At 42.2% G+C, this 18804-nt stretch carries 16 protein-coding genes; 7 read left to right on the top strand and 9 right to left on the bottom strand.

The window, feature by feature from the left end; genetic code table 11:
* Window positions 1-260: 260 nt before the first annotated feature.
* Together ACED25_RS18840 and ACED25_RS18835 are read right to left on the bottom strand one after the other, a co-directional pair.
* Window positions 261-2204, bottom strand: a complete 1944-nt coding sequence (locus tag ACED25_RS18840) for a putative bifunctional diguanylate cyclase/phosphodiesterase (RefSeq protein ID WP_371695875.1) — start codon at window positions 2202-2204, stop codon at window positions 261-263.
* Window positions 2205-2365: 161 nt separating this feature from the next.
* Window positions 2366-2923, bottom strand: a complete 558-nt coding sequence (locus tag ACED25_RS18835) for a hypothetical protein (RefSeq protein WP_102582528.1) — start codon at window positions 2921-2923, stop codon at window positions 2366-2368.
* 538 nt (window positions 2924-3461) lie between these two features.
* On the opposite strand from ACED25_RS18835, the gene ACED25_RS18830 reads away from it, so the two are divergent.
* The gene (locus ACED25_RS18830) at window positions 3462-4151 is read left to right on the top strand and encodes a response regulator transcription factor (protein ID WP_029222829.1); all 690 of its coding nucleotides are present in this window, start codon (window positions 3462-3464) and stop codon (window positions 4149-4151) included.
* Window positions 4144-5493 (top strand): sensor histidine kinase, encoded by a 1350-nt coding sequence (locus tag ACED25_RS18825; RefSeq protein WP_371695874.1) that lies wholly within the window; start codon window positions 4144-4146, stop codon window positions 5491-5493. Before ACED25_RS18830 ends, ACED25_RS18825 begins: the two co-directional genes overlap by 8 nt.
* Window positions 5494-5634: 141 nt before the next feature.
* On the opposite strand, the gene ACED25_RS18820 is transcribed toward ACED25_RS18825, so the two are convergent.
* Window positions 5635-6180, bottom strand: a complete 546-nt coding sequence (locus tag ACED25_RS18820) for a GNAT family N-acetyltransferase (protein WP_017096652.1) — start codon at window positions 6178-6180, stop codon at window positions 5635-5637.
* A gap of 226 nt (window positions 6181-6406) precedes the next feature.
* Between ACED25_RS18820 and ACED25_RS18815 the strand changes: the two genes are divergently transcribed.
* Entirely contained in the window at window positions 6407-7672 is a 1266-nt protein-coding gene (locus ACED25_RS18815) for an HD-GYP domain-containing protein (RefSeq protein WP_012601015.1), read from the top strand.
* Between the two features lie 149 nt (window positions 7673-7821).
* On the opposite strand, the gene ACED25_RS18810 is transcribed toward ACED25_RS18815, so the two are convergent.
* The 5 genes from ACED25_RS18810 to ACED25_RS18790 all read right to left on the bottom strand — a co-directional run bounded on the left by ACED25_RS18810 (window position 7822) and on the right by ACED25_RS18790 (window position 12425).
* On the bottom strand, window positions 7822-8541 hold the full coding sequence (locus ACED25_RS18810) for a DsbA family protein (protein ID WP_017102469.1): 720 nt from the start codon (window positions 8539-8541) through the stop codon (window positions 7822-7824).
* A gap of 122 nt (window positions 8542-8663) precedes the next feature.
* On the bottom strand, window positions 8664-9188 hold the full coding sequence (locus ACED25_RS18805; protein ID WP_029225344.1) for a protein disulfide oxidoreductase: 525 nt from the start codon (window positions 9186-9188) through the stop codon (window positions 8664-8666).
* Between the two features lie 3 nt (window positions 9189-9191).
* On the bottom strand, window positions 9192-11255 hold the full coding sequence (locus ACED25_RS18800) for a protein-disulfide reductase DsbD family protein (RefSeq protein ID WP_371695876.1): 2064 nt from the start codon (window positions 11253-11255) through the stop codon (window positions 9192-9194).
* 95 nt (window positions 11256-11350) lie between these two features.
* On the bottom strand, window positions 11351-11827 hold the full coding sequence (locus ACED25_RS18795; RefSeq protein WP_162924278.1) for a hypothetical protein: 477 nt from the start codon (window positions 11825-11827) through the stop codon (window positions 11351-11353).
* 349 nt (window positions 11828-12176) lie between these two features.
* Window positions 12177-12425 (bottom strand): hypothetical protein, encoded by a 249-nt coding sequence (locus ACED25_RS18790; RefSeq protein ID WP_009844760.1) that lies wholly within the window; start codon window positions 12423-12425, stop codon window positions 12177-12179.
* A 252-nt stretch (window positions 12426-12677) separates the two neighbouring features.
* Here ACED25_RS18790 and ACED25_RS18785 point away from each other — a divergent pair, with 252 nt between their 5' ends.
* Window positions 12678-14282, top strand: a complete 1605-nt coding sequence (locus tag ACED25_RS18785) for a mechanosensitive ion channel family protein (RefSeq protein WP_017096657.1) — start codon at window positions 12678-12680, stop codon at window positions 14280-14282.
* 376 nt (window positions 14283-14658) lie between these two features.
* Window positions 14659-15492: a RecX family transcriptional regulator gene (locus tag ACED25_RS18780; protein ID WP_371695872.1), complete on the top strand. Its 834-nt coding sequence runs from the start codon at window positions 14659-14661 to the stop codon at window positions 15490-15492.
* A 110-nt stretch (window positions 15493-15602) separates the two neighbouring features.
* Here the strand turns inward: ACED25_RS18780 and ACED25_RS18775 are convergent, their stop codons facing one another.
* On the bottom strand, window positions 15603-16397 hold the full coding sequence (locus ACED25_RS18775; RefSeq protein ID WP_371695871.1) for a response regulator transcription factor: 795 nt from the start codon (window positions 16395-16397) through the stop codon (window positions 15603-15605).
* Window positions 16398-16701: 304 nt separating this feature from the next.
* Between ACED25_RS18775 and ACED25_RS18770 the strand changes: the two genes are divergently transcribed.
* Together ACED25_RS18770 and ACED25_RS18765 are read left to right on the top strand one after the other, a co-directional pair.
* Window positions 16702-17574 (top strand): DUF3187 family protein, encoded by an 873-nt coding sequence (locus ACED25_RS18770; protein WP_371695870.1) that lies wholly within the window; start codon window positions 16702-16704, stop codon window positions 17572-17574.
* A 155-nt stretch (window positions 17575-17729) separates the two neighbouring features.
* Complete coding sequence (locus tag ACED25_RS18765) at window positions 17730-18770, top strand: hypothetical protein (protein WP_009844765.1); 1041 nt, start codon at window positions 17730-17732, stop codon at window positions 18768-18770.
* Window positions 18771-18804 lie beyond the last annotated feature (34 nt).

Below are 18804 nucleotides of genomic sequence, written 5' to 3'. Positions count from 1 at the left end.
AGCTGATCAGATCGTAGGTTCTTGATTTAGTTCCATTGAATTACGCAACAAAGCCACTTTGGTTGGTTGGATATTGACAATTATATTAGGGTGACATTGGGGAGTAATTTAATTACAACTAACCAAAGTGTAAACTATCTATATTTTGGTATGACGTAAAATTTACGTAAGTGGTATAGTTGATAGCATTTACCACTTACATAATTATATTGTGCTTGGGGAATTTAATTGCTTTGGTAAGTAACCCCCTTAGAGCCGAGTTATCTACTAGACAAAAATCGCATTTCGACTTCATCGGGTGGGATAGGTTTGCTGAACAGAAATCCCTGTAAATATTGATATCCGCAACTGGTTAAGAAAGCTTTTTGTGTTTCAGTTTCGACCCCTTCCGCAACCACCTTAAGCCCCAATTTTTCACAGATAGCATAGGTGGCTTGGACAATCGCTTCGCTCCCTTTATAGGTGCCATGGACGAAGCTTTTATCTAGCTTAACGGTACTAATTGGCAAGTCATGCAATATAGAGAGAGAAGAGTAGCCAGTGCCGAAGTCGTCAAGGTGTAGCTCAACGCCTAGCGCTGAGATATCGTCTAATGCTTGTCTGACTTCACCGTGTTTGAAGATCATTGAGGATTCAGTGATCTCAAGGGCGATACTTTTAGGTTGTATGTTGTAGAAGTTGAGCATTGCCGATAGTTGCTCTGCAAAAGTAGTGTGCATCTGAATACACGAGATATTGATGCTCATTACCAATTCATCATCAAATTCTCGGTGCCATATCGACAGTTGCTTAAGTGCAGAGTTAAGGACCCACTTTCCGAGTGGAACAATCTGTCCAGTTTCTTCCGCTAGGCTAATAAACTCGTCAGGCTCGATATTGCCCAGATCTTTATCCGACCATCTAAGTAGGGCTTCAAACCCTTTAACTTTATTGCTATTGGTGTCCATTATCGGTTGGTAATGAAGATTGAGGTCATCACCTTCTAGTGCCAGAGTTAACCTATGGCGTATCTCTACTTGCCGATGCAGAATCTGCGCTAAATTTGGAGTAAAAGTTTGGAAGCGGTTCCGACCATTGGCTTTGGCAACATGCATCGCCATTCCGGCCTGCTTTAACAATGATTCTTTATCCGTGGCATTATCTGGAAAATGAGCAGAACCTATGCTGCAACCTACAGATAAGGTGCCAATTCCTTTTATTTGGAAGCTTTTGTTCAAAGAATCGATAATGCGAGAGCAGAGTAACGGGATATTTTGATTTTTTCGGGCGTGAGCAATCACGATGAACTCATCACCACCAAAGCGACCGATTGTGCATGTTTCGTCGAGGATCTGTTTAAGACGCTTGCCAACTTTTTTGAGTAGTTGGTCACCAACACTATGCCCATAAGTGTCATTCACCAACTTAAAGCCATCAAGGTCCACAAACATCAATTCAAAGGGCGAGCGACAGGCAATACTCGATTCGAGCCTTTTGGTGATCCCGCGGCGGTTGTAGAGCTCAGTGAGACAGTCGTGCTCTGCGTTATATCGAGCTTTAATCAAATTTTCTTTTTGTTTGGTGGTACAGGTTAGGTTTAATAGCAGTTCACTTTTGTCAAACAACCACTTTCCATGAACATCAAAGTGGTGGGTTTTATTTTCAATTTTACAGCTGACTTCCTCCAAAATGTCTCGACCTTTGCGAGCTGAAAATAACCATTGGTCTGCAACTTCTTCGCTTGAAACAAAATCGGATAGGCGACTAAACGGCGAGCCGTAGTTTTTAGAAAAAGCGGAGTTTGCACTCACTACGCTTCCCACTTTGTTGAATAAAAGAGAGAGGTTGGAACCATCAGAGTATGTGAGATCGCGTTTTAAGCTCTCTTCTTCTGCGATGACTTGCGCTAGCATCCCTGTTCGGCCATCGGGTAATGGGATTCCAGAGAAAAGACATAGTGCGCGTTTAGAAATGTATTTTGGGGTGAAGTTCCACCAAGTCTTTACACTTTGATTTCGCTGAAATTGTCTCTGATATTCTTCAAGCGTTGCTTCGATCGCTTTTGACATTTCAACACCAAAATCGCGTGAGGTCAGTTCAAATAGAGATTCAGACTCCCAAAGAGGGAGGGCACTGCTGTTTGCCCAGGTTATTCGCTTATTATCAATGTCATATATCCAGATAGGACACTTTAGATGTTCGAAAGGTTGGTAGCTGGTCATCATAATAAATTCGGGGAACTCATACTTTAATCGATTTATGCAGACAGATGTCGTGCTTTGGCAGTGCGTCTATCAAATTGAACTCTGATCTTTAACAGCCGTGAAGGAGCTATGTGTTAAAGAAAAATCAGGCGCTAAAGATAAATTAGCGACAAAAATAGCGTTTAAAGATTCAGTGAACGGATAATTTTGGTTACTTTTCCTTCCGGGGTGCTTTCAATCGCATAGCCTTTATTGTCCCCAAAAATTTCCCCGTTGATGAAGTTCCAGCCTATTGATGTCTTGACGATTTCTTTCGGGAAGCGATCGTCAAACATTGAATGATTTGTGTATACCGTCTCAATTGCTTCAAATAATAATTGGGCTTGATCTTGGTTAGTGACGATGAAGTCTTCTTTCAGGCACATTGTTAATTCTGGAAGGGGTTGAGTAGTGAAAGGTTCAGTCATCGCGCCGACTACCCCATTATGTGAATAAAAGTGATATGAACCAGAGCTGCTTTCGTTGCCATCTGGAGATTTAATGCTTGGGGTTGTTAGGTAGAAATTACAGTTGAAGACCATCTTTTGGATAATACTATTTTGTGGTGTGACTTGAATATCTATCCAAGAGCTTACTTGCGCTTTGATTTGATTCATCACCTCATGTTTATTAGGAGCAGCGGTGACTCGTGTTGCCAACAAAGCGGTTATGGTCAGTAACATTAAAAGCGATTTGTTCATCTTTAAGTGGCCTTGTGACAAAGTGACTTTTGTTTAATCAGTAAGTCACCGTTGTTTATTATTTGAGTTAATGATTAGCCGAATAAATGTTACTTGAAGAAGACTTTACTTGATAGAGGGGGAGAGAGCTTGATAATGGAACATGCTATTTGATTGGTTAAGTAATCGTTTTCTTCAATTTTTTAGAATACGATCGCGGTTTTAAAATCTGTCATTTTGTTGATTTGAAGTGTTACTAACTATTGTGTTATTAATGTTTAGCAAGTTTATTTGAATGAGTTTTGTAAATTCTTTTAATGTAAGTGTGCGTAAGAAGGTAAGCAAACGTAAGCATTTAAGCGTTTAGATTTTCCGTTTTTGACGGGAAATTAATCAATAAATGAGCGATTTTGTTGCTGAACGATGGTTTGTAAACGTGTATGTACAAAAGTGATTAATATGTTTTGCGTACGGTAAGTTAGTGACTTCAATAACAATATTGATGATATATGAACAGTATATATACTGCCCTCGCTTTTAATAAATGCTGGTGATAGAAATGTCGAAAACCAAAGTGCTGATTGTCGAAGATGACCAGGCGATAGCGCGTTTAACTACGCTTTACCTCGAAGCTGAAGGCTACAATGTTAGCGTTGTCCATGAAGGGGATTTGGCCATTGAAGCGATCCGCAGTATTGAACCCGATCTCGTTCTGTTGGACTTGATGCTTCCAGGAATGAGCGGCGCACAGATTTGCCGACAGGCTCGCGAATTTTATAATGGGATTATCTTAGTATTGACTGCCTCTGCTGATGAAATGAGTGAGGTTAGTTTGTTTAAGTTTGGCGCGGATGACTACGTAGCAAAACCTATTCGTGGTCATGCATTATTGGCACGAATTGAAGCACTATTGCGTCGCGCAGCCCCTGTTGTTGCTGAGCCTGACACGACCGCTGAAACCCCAGGTGAAATTGTGATCAACAGTACAGCTCAAAGTGCCACTCTGTATGGACAGAACCTAAAGCTCACCTCTGCCGAGTTTGAAATTCTAAATCTTCTTGTTAATAACATTTGTCAGGTCGTTACTCGAGATCAATGTTGCCAGCTATTTAGAGGTATTGATTATGCCTTTAACGACCGCTCTATTGATATGCGTGTTTCAGGGTTGCGCCGGAAGCTGCGTATGCATGCAAAAGATAAGCAGTTGATCCGTACGGTTCGTAACAAGGGGTATATGCTGGTTGTATAAGTCTATCGCGGTGAAACTTCGATCTGTTTCTATGTTTACTCGTTTGTACCTTGGAATTGTGGCAGGGATGTCGGCAACGATCTTTTTGTTTTGGAACCTTGGTGAAGGGCACATGCGGCGTACCCAGATCGAAATATTCCTTAATGATGGCATCTACTTTTCTGAGCAGTATGTTAGTCAACACAACCGAGAAAACTCGCTATATAAAGAACTCGACAGAACAGGCTACCAGCAATTTTATATTTTCAATTTACGCCTGTTGGAGAATTGGTCGGGAGAGGCTCCGTGTCAACGATGCGAGTTATTTACCACCTTGAATGGTGTACCGGTATACCTAAGTGAAAATAATCTCTATTCGGCAGTATTTCAGCTACCAAATTCTAGGTTTAGCTTTGCGTTCAGTGAGGTAGGCGATTTCTTCTCACCTGAAATTGAGTGGTATGAAGATTCAGAAAGAAACTTTCTTATCGGGCTTTTGTTGGCCGTTATCTTCGCTATTGGCGCAAGTGTTTACTTACCTGTTAGGCGTTTTCAAGAAAGAATAGAGTTACTTGTTGAGAAACAGAAGCAGTTTGGTAAGGGGAAGTTGAGTACTCGCTCTGACGTAGATGATATACACCCAGTGTCTGAGCTAGCCAAAAGTTTTAACTTCATGGCTGAGGAGATTGAGAGCAAAGTAAAACAAAGTCATATATTTGCTCAAGCGATTCCACATGAAGTCCGTACACCGCTAAGCCGTATTCAATTGGCGACGGATCTCTTAAGGCGGGAAGCTCCAGAGCATCATCAGGTTTTTTTCGATGATATTGATACCTACATCGAGGATATCAACGACCTCACGTCAGAAATTATCATGCTGTCGAAATTGAATGTCATGGATAATTCTTTCTTCGAGCTTGTTAAAGTGAAAGCTGACCTTCGCGAGTATTGTTTAGATAGAATCCGTTACTCGGAGTTAGACAATGTTATTTTTGAGTCCAAAGTAAAGCTAGAGTGCAAAATTAAGTGTGATTGCTCGATGGCGCGTTTGGTTTTTGATAACGTGATTAAGAACGCTGGGAATTACACACAAGACAAAGTCTGGGTAACTCTGGACGAGAACTCAGAAAATTGGCTGGTTCTGATTGAAGACAATGGCTCTGGGATACCGGAGGACAGGCGTGAAGAAGTATTCCTTCCGTTTTCTCGCTTAGATTCTAGCAGAGCATCAGCAACTGGTGGGTTAGGGTTAGGTCTAGCAATCGCGATTTCAGCGGCTAAAAAGCTTTCTTGGGACATTCGGATCTGCGATAGCAATCGCGGTGGTGCTAAGTTCTGTATCTTAATCCCAAAGATCACGTAAATGATTTTAGTAAGAGACCAATTAGACTCTTAAAAATGAAAGCCACGGTTTAATATCGTGGCTTACTAATTTAATTAACTTACTAATTACCAATTATCATTCACTATCAATTGGCAAAATTTACCAAGTAGAAAATCAAGCTTAGATATTGTTGGCGCTTAAACGATGAAGGCCATAAATAGCATGATCTATGATACGGCCATTTAAGTTCTCGTTACGAGTTATGATACCTTCTAATGTGAAATGTAAGCGCTCACAAACCTTGCGACTACTCTGGTTGCCAGTTGCAGCTGATATCTCCACCTTTTCCATATCTAACTCATTGAAAGCAATATCAATGAGCTTCTCAACTACGCGTGTAACGATCCCGTTACCTTGGTAAGTCTCAGACAACCAATAGCCTATCGTGACTTTCTGTTTGCTGTGGTCAATGGTGTTAAAGCTACAGTTACCGACGATATTGTCTTTGTACACAATCGCACATGTCATGCTTTTGCCTTCCGCGTAATCATGTAGCGAGCGCTGGATGAAGATCCTAAAGTCCTGCTCTGTTTTGCAGTGCGGTGGCCATGCTAACCATTGGCTAAGATACTCATTTTGGCTTTGTGAAATTTCCGCGTAATGAGATGCGAAGTTCTCTTCAACCAGAGCGATGGATAACTCTTCATCGATAACTGTTTTAAACATGTTTTCCCTTTTCTTTTGGCTGATGATTTAAGTGTCTTTTGGTCGGCAGGTTATAATGTCGCACAATTTTGAATATGCAACCACCTGTGGCACGAATTATTCGTGATACGCTAGATCCATCACGAAATACATTAAACCTTATAATAATTGCGGGTATGATCGTTAGTCATGCATTAGTATTAGCAGCCTAAATATATAAAAACTATAAAAATACTAGGCTTAAGTAATGAATCAACATTGCCAAGAGGTAACCGTAGACCTAAGAAAGGCTCTATTTGGTATTGCTAAGGCGCTTGATAACGTCGGTTTTGAAAGCAAAAACCATGGACAGAGGGTGGGTTACATCGCATATCGATGTGCTCTGAGCGTGGGGTGGGAAGAGGAGCAGGCACAGCTCGCATTTTCGTTAGGGCTAATTCACGACTGCGGAGTGTCGCAAATAGACGAGCAACGTCGACTGAATTCGGGGTTTGTTCCCGACTCGACTTATTACCATTGTCAAAAGGGCTACCAAATTTTAAAGGAGTGCCCTGTTCTTTCTATATTTGCTAAGCCAGTTCTTTATCATCATACCCCTTGGTTAGATCTAAAGACTATGAATATCAGTGAATTAGAAAAGGAACTGGCTGCAGTTGTGATGCTTGCTGACAGAGTTGACTATCTATATGGCATAACCGCTTCTGATCGTTATGGGAACCTAACCCCAGACGGTAAAGCGAGCATTATTGGACGTTTGACTGAGCAAGCGGATGAGATGTTCGAAACCAATCTTGTACAGCACATGTGTGAGTTGGTCGATCTGGATGATTTTTGGTTCTCGATGGAGACCCCTTACATCGAGAATATGAGAGATAACTTTGAACCTGTACCCTTTTTCTCTCAGCAAATGTCGCTGGATGAGACAGTCGCCTTTGCCGAGTTTATTGCTAATGTCGTTGATACGAAAAGCTCGTTCACTTTCAAGCACTCGTTGAAGGTAGGGCAACTTTCTGAATATCTAGCTAAACAACTTGGTTATTCACACACAACGCAGAGAAAGCTCTATTTAGCTGGTTTAGTTCACGATATTGGCAAACTGCAAACCCCTGGTGACATTCTTCATAAGCCAGATTTGCTCACTGACGAAGAATACTGTTGTATTAAACGCCATGCGACAGATACTCGATTCGCGCTGCAGGAGCTATTTAGTTCGCCTCAGGTGTGTCAGTGGGCTTCCGATCACCATGAAAGGTTAGATGGTTCAGGCTATCCGATGGGTAAAACGGCTGAAGATTTAGATCAACCCAGTAGAATTGTTGCTGTAGTCGATGTATTCCAAGCATTAACCCAGTCTCGCCCCTATCGTAAAGGTATGACACTGGAAGAAACTCTAGCGATATTAACGGAACAAGTTGATAGTTATAAGTTGGATCGAGAAGTGTTTGAATGCCTTAGAAAACACGCAGAGTACTGTTTTGAACTATCGACGGACAAAAGAATGTACGCGTTTTAACTTTGGTCGTTTTTAGGATTCAACTCACCTTTAAATTTAAGGTAAATGGACTATCTACTTTATTCAAACAATGAAAAAGCCGACTGGGTGTTGCGCGAGTCGGCTTTTATTCACTTCTCTTTCTAGTCTTTATCTCTATCTACGCTCGATTAAAAAGCATCATCCACGATATCTTTAAGTCGATCGTAAGGCACATAGCCCGGTAGAAGCTGATCATTCATCATCATCGTTGGCGTTCCTGTTAAACCCAGAGCGCTAAAGGTTTGATGGTTAGTGGTTAGAACCTGGTTTTGTTCTTGAGTTGTTTTTAGTTCCGCTTCTGTGCCTGTCTTCTTGGCTACGGCTTCTAGTGAGCTTTTCGAGTGAATACCACTTTTTGCCATCAGCAGTCTGTTGACTTCAGGGAAGGCTGCTGGGTTATCTTTCCATACTTTCATCGCGTATAGAGCCGCATTGGTATCAAGGCCATCTACTTGTTGCTGCTTAAATGACAAGTACACGTTGATCACTTTAATGTCGCTGTTTTCAGAGGCTAATTGAACCAAGCCTTTTTCCAAGCGCTTACAGTAAGGGCAGTTGTAGTCAGTAAAGTTAACGATTACTGATTTGCCATTCGGGTTGCCCGTGATTGGGTGAGCGTCATTGTTATATAACCAGTCGTGACTCTCAGCTTGAGCTTTCTTTGCTTGCGCTTGGCCTGCGACATACTGCTCTAAACTGGTATGCAATCCTGAAATAGTAGAAGGATTCTCCTTCAGGAACTGGTTAATTTCTTCGAGTTGCTGGGTTTGTTCTGTGCTTAACTCAGCGAAGGCACTTGTGCTCATTAGTGAGCCTAAAATAAGTGTGCTAATCAGATGTTTTTTCATGTTGTTTTTCTCTAATTCTTGATAATCGTGAGCACGTTTTGGGTCGCGCTCACGGTATTATTGTTTGTTAAATTGGCTTTAATCGGTTCATTTGCTCTGCTCTGTTTTTCTTAGTGAGCGAGTTATGCAAAGTAGGTTCTTAACCACAGGCCGATAGGGGAAGTAACGCCGGTTGCGATGCTGCTGATCTTTCCATCTTTGATGATGACAATACTTGGCGTGACATTGACTCCCCAACTTCTGCTGATCGATCCAGAGAGATCATTGATAATAGGGAAGTCATACTCTTTGGCGTCTAAGAAGCGCTGAACACGTTCGTCTGGGCCAGATGAAAGTGCGACAGAAACTACTTGATGGGAGTCGCTGAAGCTATTAACCGTCGGGCTCACCAATTTGCACGCGCTACACCAAGTCGCCCAAAAATAGACAATAACGGGCTTACCGTTTTTGCTTAGCTCGATAACATCAATATCTTCCCCTTGGATCGACTGACCCACGATTGGAATCGCGTCTCCTTGAGGCATGCTTCTGCTGTGGTAAAAATCCATGGCAAACGAAACCACGCCAACGATCAGTATCATTGAAACGAGTTCCTTTCCCCACTTCTTAAGACGGCTTGGCTTTTGTTCGTTGTTGGGCGTCTTCATCAATTATCTCGCAGCGTCGATGGCTTGAACGACAGTGTCACTGTTGAGAATGACAGGCAGTGGAATACCGCTTTTATAGCTCGGACCGTAGACGATGTTAAATGGCACACCAAATCGCCCATTACTTTGTAAGTATTGAGTGACACTTTCACTTGGTGTTGTCCAATCACCTTTCATCAAAACAATGTCTTCTTGCTGTAGGTGACTGTAGACAGGGTCTTGAAGGATGACGCCGATCTTGTTGGCTTTACAGGTGATACACCAATCAGCAGTCACATCAACAAACACCGTTTTGCCTTCATCAACGAGCTGAGGGATTTGCTTCGCATCCAGTTTTTGCCAAGCGAGATCGTCAACAATCGGAGTCGCCCAGTTATCAGCGGTGACACTACCGACGATCAATGCAGCACCAAACACCAAGGTTGTGGTTGCGACGATAGGAATAAGCACCTTGCGACCCAGTTTCATGCCAATCCAAACCAGTACTGAAATCACGATAAATAGCGACAACAAGATGGTTGGGAACTTGCCAACGAATGGGCTCAGAAGGCTTGTTAGCCATAGGCTGGTAATGAACATCATTAAGCCAAATACCAGCTTAACTTTGAACATCCATGCCCCAGGCTTTGGAAGCAATTTGGTTAGGCTTGGGAATAGCGCAAAGATCAACCAAGGCGCACTCATACCGATACCAAGCGCGATGAAGATAGCCCATAACTCTTGGTAACTTGCTCCAAGTGCATAAGCAACCGCAGTGCCTAGGAATGGCGCGCTACACGGCGTAGCTAACAGCGTCGCAAACATGCCTTGAACAAAGTGGCCTGAATGTGAGTCATCGCCTTTGGTTGCCATCCAAGTGTTTAAACCTGATGGTAGTCTGAATTCGAATAACCCAAGCAGGTTAATTGAGAACAGCAAAGTGATGATCAGCATGAATCCGATGAACCAAACATTTTGGAATTGGATTCCCCAACCAATCGCATTACCCCCCATTTTTAGAGCGGTCATACCTAGGGCTAACAACGCAAATGATGTAATGACACCTGAAGCAGAAGCTAAGAATGAGAGTCGGATATGACGATTAGATGCACCTTGGTTTTGAATGATGCTGTTTAATTTCATTCCTAATACTGGCAACACACATGGCATGATGTTGAGGATCAAACCACCAATTAAAGCGAAGCCTATCATCGCCAAAAAGCCGTTGTTGCTTGTTTGGTAAGCGATCGGTTCTGAGCCAACTTGGGCCGTCATCTCTTCGGCGAAATTAGTGTCTGAAACGGTGACACTCACGGTACGGTCCGTTAAGTCGACTTCACCTATCCAGTTGCTCACATCAAATACCGCGGTCATTGTATTGTCTGTGATGTGGACGGTTGGTGGAGAGAAGAAGTCATCAAGCACTTCTTGCCCATCAATCAATACCATCGGTTTATCCCAGCCTTCCTTACTTGTTAGCTGAGTCACCAGTTGTTGTTTACTTTTATCCCAGAACAGGCCGTTTACTGAAGTGCGGTTAGCTTCTCGTGGAGATTGGCTCATGCCTTGATTGAACAAGAACATCGCTTCTTCATCGAGCTCTAATGTTTGCGGATCAATCGGCAATTCGATGTCGTAATCGGTTAACACACAGATATTGGTGCACGACGGAAAGGTGAACGACGCCTTGAACAGTGCTGGCTTCGTGTTGTCTTTCAGTGTCAACGTAACGGGAAAGCTGACGTGTTTTTTGTAGCCTAACGTCATCACGTCGAGTTGTTCGTAGTACTTAGGGATCGGCCAATGCCACTCTACCGACTCTATGTTTGTTGAACCAGACCAGTCCCAGCTTGGCGGAATGCCACCTTCGCCTGGGCTGCGCCAATAGGTCTTCCAGTCGCCGTCGAGCACGACATCGAGCACGGTTTGGATCTTAGAGCCGTCGTCCGATTGTTCACCCGTCGACATCATTCGCATCTTGACTGGTGGATGTTCAGGCACGCTGAGCCAGCCCGTCGTCTGTGCCAAAGCAGTAAATGACGTCATAACCAAAAGGGCAGTGACTAGCGTTTTCGCGCATGTACGCATGCAGAATGCCAACGAATCGACAAACTTAGTTAGTAGTGTGTTGTACACAAATGTATCTCCAAAAAATAAATAAAAGGGTGTAGTAGCCCGGTTATTTACTCTCTAAATATACAGTGCTTTAGATGTAAGCGGTGTTTTGTAGGTCGAGAAGAGCGATGGTTATCTCTAGACAATCTCGATATGTGCGGTGATAGGCTGTACGCAACAGCAATAAACAGGATAAAAGGAATCAGCCAACCTGTTTTAGGTGTCGCGAATGTGAGCATTTTGGAGCTTAGGCTGCACGCGCTAGAGTTTGGCGCTGACAGAGTTTTAGACGCTTCTGAACCAAAAACGCTAGCATAGAGCTCCGACATTTTATCGAAAGATGCGACGATTGCTTGTGGATGGCTAGTTTCTGCGCCGACAAGTATTGATTGTCCAATTAGGGAAGCTGAAGTGGTTACTTTGTTTGTAGAAAGCGCACTCGCCAGACAGATTACGATAACCAGTCCGGTAAGGAACAGCGCCCAAAGCGAATGCTTTTGTCGGCGGTTCTGTGTGGATAAGAAAAGTAGCGATGTGTTCAGCAAATCAGTCAGTAATTGAATCAGTTAGTTGTTAATAGTTAATAGTTAATAGTTAAAGCGAGCTCATTGAATTGCGGTTAGCTTAAATAAGATCTCTTCGAGTCACAAGTCATGAAATTGTTAAAGTGAAACGATGTATAAACGCGATAAACCGTAGATACACGATAAACGATGCATAAACACCAACTCACGCAAATACGACATTGAGCTCTAGATAAAGTTCACAACAACTGGAAGTTATCGCCAATTTATCCTGTATAGAGTGCTCTATTCATTATCAGGAGATACAAAAAAGCCCAACAGATCGCAGATGGACATATTGGGCTTTAACCATTGGTGCTATTGGAAAGATTTAGTGAGAACGGCGAGGACCGTTGCGCACAAGGTCTTTACCATTTTCAAAGATTTCTTTAGTGATCCAGCGAGCGAGTAAAACCTTGTGACTGCTGTTGAATACTGCAACGAAATGACGACCATCAGAATTATTGGTGGCCATACCTACGCCTTCAACGTCTTCAAGACCTAAGCCCCCTGCTTCTACTGAAATTAGGAATTGCTCTAGCTCTTCTAGAGACTCAATAACATCAAGTTCGTTGTTCATTTTTATGCTCTTTTGCTGTGAGCCAACATAGGATTTAAGGCGATTTAGTACATGCACCTAAATGACGATATTGGCTGTTGTTCTTTGTTGGTTGCGTACTCTACAGGTCATAAGAGGGGATTGGAACTCTCAAATATTAGATACAGGCTGATAATTTGCAAAGTTTTAACACAACATATGTTTAAATGCTTGTTATCCATCTTCTTTTTACTACTATTTATAGGGTCAATTTAGACAATAATAGGAATTAGTATGATGAAGGTTTGGCGTTGTCTATTGTTAATGTTGGCGTTTGTCGCATTTGGAAGTTTTGCGCAAAGCGTCGATAAAATAGCAGAAGTACAAGACCAGCTAATGCTGGACCTCGCTACATTAGAAACAGCGCACGATGCTGAAAAGCCGTTTCTAGAAGACATATTGCGAAGAAAGAACCAAGCACTACGCAAAGAGATATCCTCCCAATTATCATCTGATAAGAAGCAAGGCTTAGACGCTGTTCTAGCCCAGCAAGTAGAGCTTTTACAGCATTTACTGTCATTGAACGAAGTTAAAATTGTCTCTATGAGCAAAGACAACCGTTCGGCTGAAGGGGATGCAAAAAAGCGTCTTGAATTGTTGATTCAAAAACGTATCGGAATGATGGATGACTACTATCAGCAACTTTCTAAGACCTTAAGTTGGTCAAAAGATCGAGGCGTTGATGTATCGGCTGCGGAAAGTCAGTTAAAAACCGCACTAGTTTCTCGTTCGCAATATCTGACAAATGCGATTCTCTACACAGACACGCAGCGTCAAGATTTAGAGCGCCGTTTGTCTTTTGTGAGTGAAGAAGAAAAGGCGACGATAAAAACTGAATTAATACGTTTCAGAGAACGAACCAGCGTTATGGTTGCCAGCTTAGAGAAAAGTATCTCCATGATGGTGCCATTTGGTGTGGATGTCACCTCGTACAAGCGTATTCTATTAGCGACCACCGGCGACATTAACGCTGATGTATTGGATGTTGATGTTGCACTGGAGTTGTTGGATGGTTGGCTTCGTTCATTCAGTTCATGGGCTTTTGAAAATACCCCTTCATTTATCGTTAAACTCGCGCTTTTCCTCGGTATTTTGTATGTAACTCGCCTTATTGCTAATGTGGCTCGTAAAACCGTTCGTAAGAGTGTTTCGCACTCTAAAATGGACTTCAGTGTATTGATGCAGGACTTCTTTGTATCAATTGCATCTAAAGCGGTCGTGTTTGTTGGTTTGCTGATCGCCCTGTCTCAAATAGGGATTGAGCTAGCACCACTATTAACGGGTTTCGGTGTTGCGGGTGTCATCATTGGTTTTGCATTGCAAGATACGCTGTCTAACTTTGCATCGGGCTTGATGATCTTGATCTACCGTCCGTACGATGTTGGCGACATGGTCAAAGTCGCTGGTGTTCAAGGCACTGTAAAAGACATGAGCTTAGTATCGACAACCGTTCAAACCATCGATAACCAACGCTTGGTGATCCCAAACAACAAGATCTGGGGTGACGTGATCAACAACATCACAGCAGAGCGTGTGAGACGTGTTGATATGGTTTTTGGTATCGGTTACTCAGATGATATCGATAAAGCAAAATCGGTATTGAACGACATCATTCTTGCTCACCCTCTAGTGTTGAAAAAACCAGAGCATATGATCAAGCTTCACACCTTAAATACGTCTTCAGTTGATTTTGTTGTAAGACCTTGGGTTAAGACAGATGACTACTGGGAAGTGTATTGGGATGTGACGGAAACCGTGAAGAAACGCTTCGATGAAGAGGGCATCACGATTCCATTCCCTCAACGAGATGTACATGTTTACAATCACGAAGAGAACTAACCCGGAAAAAGGCTAGTACGAGAATAGCTAATACGGAGAGAACTAAGTACGGCTTAAGGTCGATCTCTTCTTAATGTGATATCAAATGGACGCTGAATAAGCGTCCATTTTTATTGGCTGCCAGTTTATACCAATCACAGTAAGTAAGTGATCAGAAATAGCGCAGGAAAAAGGCTTGAGAACAAGGCAGAAATTTTTGATAAGTAGTTATTCTACAATCAAAAGTTCTAACGCCGTTATCGAGCGTTTTAACCAGCTAGGGTGAACAGTTATTTACTACGATTGGTATTATATTGAGCTTCACTCTTTTAGGTAACTCAACCACCTTAGAATTAAGTTATGATGGGGTAGGCTTAATCTGGACAGTTGAAAGCGAATGGATGATTCACAGCAAAAAACGAATGGTAGAAATACAACGGTAAGAAAAGCGACGCGAATTGAAAGTGTTATGAACTCTGCGATGTGGCATTTAACTCAGAGAGATATGACGGAAAGTGAGTTGGTCGCGAAGCTCAAAGTGAAAACCGACAATCAAGAATGGATCGATGAAACGTTGAATACTTTGAAGGGCTTTGGGTATCTCAAGTCTGACCAAGTGTTTGCTGAACAATTTGTAGAACAAGCGTTCTCAGGTGAATTTGGTTCTCGGTATATTGCTGAAAAATTGAAAAAGAAGGGCCTGACGGACTCAGTGATTTCTGATGCTATCCATAAGGTGTCTTTCGAAAAGTCTATTGATGAACAAACTATCTTGATAGACCGAATCAACCATTATTACACAAGCTTTACCATGAGTCGTGAAAAGCTGGTTGCGACGCTGCAAAAGCGTGGTTTTAGCTATCAACAAGTTAAGGTAGCGATTGACCAGCACCCACAAGCGCATGAACTGAAGAGTAATATTCAAATTAAGGCAGAGAAAGCCGATTTGGAAAAAGAAGTGCTTAAGTATGCTCGTAAAGGCAAAGGCTTGACTGCTATTCAGCAAGAGCTTAGACAGCGACAAATAGACACGAGCGAATTGCCACAATTGGTCGATCGGTTAATTAACGAAGAGCAACTGGATTTTTACTCTTCGTGTTTAGAACAACTACAAAAGAAATCTTATGACCTCAACGATCACAAAGAGCGCTCAAAAGCTTACGCTATGCTAAGTCGAAAAGGCTTTTCGTCGGATGAAATTAAATTTGCTCTGAGTGAAGGTAACGAGTAGCCAGTGTCCTTAAACCAAGAAATATAGAGCTTTCATAAATACAGACCCTTCAGATATAAATAGCTGAAGGTCATCGAACACAGAATGATTTACAGGGTTAATAGATTGTTTTAACGCGTTGTGTGCAGGTTTTCTGTAATACCTAACCCATTACGCAACGCGAACTGAAGGAGGTCATTGTGGTTGTTCAAATCGAGCAACCCAAGCATTCTGTACTTATGCGATTCTATAGTTCGAGAGCTTAGATGGAGCTGTTCCGCACACTCTTTTGCACTTAGGCCTTGAGCAATAAGTGCCAACACTTTGGTCTGCTTCTTGGTGAGTAATAGTAATTTATCACTGTCATCTTCTAACAGGTTCTCATTTTGCTTTAATGTTCTGGCTAGCGTTGAGTGCTGCCAATAACAGAGCCAAAGCTCACAGACTAATTTTAAGCGCTGGATGTCTTCGAGATCGAAAGTGGTATCGTTGTCGTGAAAGTTAGTAAAAGACAGTGCTCCCCAGCGTTGGTTAAAGAGTTGCAAAGGAATGATGCAGTGCCATCGCCCCCCTTCTTTGTATAACTGCTTTAATACGTAATTCTGAGTGTTCTCGAGGTCGTCTTTCGAAAACGCGAGATAAGTTTTTTTGGTCTTTAGCAGCTTTAAATAATCAAGATAGTTGCCACCAATGAGATTCTGTTTATTGACCGGGGGTATGTTCGCTTTCGATACTGAACAAGTCTTTCCGTCTTCCAGTAAGACCATTGAGTTAGGGTAGAGTGTTAAACGATCCATCCCAAACCAATCGAGTACGTCAAAGCTCGCTTCTGACCAAGTAGCTTGAAAACACTGAGGATCGCTATTGATGAGAGTCGTCGATTGCTTCATCAACAATTGTTCAAAATTTAGGTTAGTAGCCGACATACCTTTCCTCTATCAATATATTCATCAGGTTAATATACCGAAGACTATGCGTTCGTAAAGCACAGTGCAAGATAAGATGTTTACATTTTCGAGAGGTTCTAATTTTCGTTTTTTTATAACTCTTTAATCTAAATGTTAGGATGATAAGCGGTAGATCTACTGCATTAATTGAACGGTGTTTTTTAATAAAATCGGGCATTTATACAACCGAGTAAACACTGTGATAAGTTTAAGGGCGTTACTGAGTATTTCAGTCTCGATACTGACTTTTTTTCATCCTACTGCAAGCGCGAACGCATCCCCAATGTTTGTCTATGCGCAGTCACCTATTCATTCAAATGTGCTTTCAACACAACTTCGTTCTGCTCAGCCCAAAAGGGTGGGGACTATTGAGTTCAAGTCCTCTTATACCCAAGCCAGTATATGGGCACACACGAGTGCGTATTCGCTCGACTATTATCAAAACCAGTCAAATATTGCGATTGAGTGGCAAGCATCTCCAATTTGGAAAACCGAGCTGGATTATCGAGTTGTGACTGCAAAAGATAATGGTTTAGACAGTTTTGTGATGGGTTTTCACGATCTGTTTGGTATTGGACAAAATGGCCGTGATGAAGTGGCTGAAGATCAGTTCACCATGGATTTTAATCATGCAGGGGTTCATGTGTCTGATTTTGAGGGGGATGATTTAACCAATGCGCTGACTTTTTACAATGAGCTTCTGTTGCATTCTAGAGGGCCGATGTCGCTCTCTGCTGGTGGCTCTTTATTTTACAACAACGTAAAAAGTGGCCGGTTTGCCAGAACTAGCTTCGAACAAGGCGTCCAACTTAACTACAGCTTTATCACCTTAAGGCATAACTTTTTTTCAACGGTAGGTTTGGTTCACCGTAACGGTGATGACTACTTAGTTAGTTTAGAGGGGTTCAGCGCAAGTTGGGCATTAGGGTATGAGTATATGTTTAATGCTCGGCACAGTTTGTTAGTTGAGTCTTTAAATTATCGAGGGTGGGCAACGGATGAACCAGATTTCTCAGAGCCGTCTAATGAAGTGGTGCTCGGTTATAGGTACCGATTCAATAGGTTTAGTTTAGAAGCCTTGATGACAGAGAATATTCGCAATATGGATAACAGCACTGATATTGGGTTTACGATTGGGTTGCGCTTCTCAATATAAAAGTAATATCAACATATCATTATGTAATTAAATTCATCGCAACGATAAAATTCCAGTAGTTTTACGGTATATCCACAACACAAATTTTTGAACAATAGCGCTACTCCAAAAGGCCGGACTAACAAGGCCGAATCAATATATAGGTAGTGGTTATTATGAAAAAGACATTAGTAGCACTTGCGATTGCAAGCATTTCAAGTTCAGCTTTCGCGGTAAATACAAGCAGCCAAAACAGCCAGAATGAAGACATGTTCGCATTTGATTCAATGCATAAAGATCAATTTTCAGTATCTGGTGCTATGGGTGTTGGCGGTTACTACGATACTGGTTCTAAAGCATTCTACGATGACTGGGCTACAGGCCTAACACTTGCAGTAAACTACCGTAACAACCGTATTGTTGGCTACTTCGAAACAGACTTGATGGTGAACTACACAACAGACAATAACGTTTCAGCGAATGATTCAGTTAACTACAAGTGGACAAATGGCATCGATACTGGCCCTGCTGCTGATGTAGACAAAGCTTGGCTTGGTTTTGACACTGGTTTCGGTATCGCTTCATTCGGTTGGGAAAATGATACAGCACTAGATAAAGTTGACGGTGCTGGTGATAACACTTACGAGTTTGGCGCTTCTGCTGGTGATGCTTCTGACGGCTTCAATGTTGTTAAGTTCCAGGGTGCAACAAGCGGTATCGCTTACGGTATCTCTTACTTCGAAACGAAAGATTCTCGTAACAATGATAAGTTCGACAAAGGTGTGAACGGCTACATCGGTCTAGAGCAAGAAGTATTCAACCTATACGCAGGTTACGAAAACCGTGATTACGAAGCTAATTACGAAGTTTACACGGTAACTGGTAACGTAAAAATTGGTGACCTAACACTAGGTATGAACTCTTGGATTGATGACGCAGATTCTGAGAAAGACACGGGTTACTACGTTTCAGGTGGTTACGCGGTTTCTGAAGACCTAACAATTGCAGCTGGTTACGCCTCTAACAGCAATGAACTTGATGGCCAAGCGGACGTAGATGCTTCTTACATCAACATCGCGGCAATGTACCGTATTGCAGACAACGCTGACATGGGTATTGATATCAAACAAGATATTGATGGTGCACGCATGGGTTCAACTAGCGCACAGTACGACGAAGAAACACACGTATTCGCAGCAGCTTACTACTACTTCTAAGCTCTTAATAGCTTTGAGAGCTTAAGAACTTTAA

It is taken from the genome of Vibrio sp. 1F263 (genome assembly GCF_041439035.1).
In the GTDB taxonomy this organism is placed as follows: Bacteria; Pseudomonadota; Gammaproteobacteria; order Enterobacterales; family Vibrionaceae; genus Vibrio; species Vibrio tasmaniensis_A.
The sequence above is the reverse complement of the archived record's forward strand: the minus strand, read 5'-3'. Positions and strand labels throughout refer to the sequence as shown.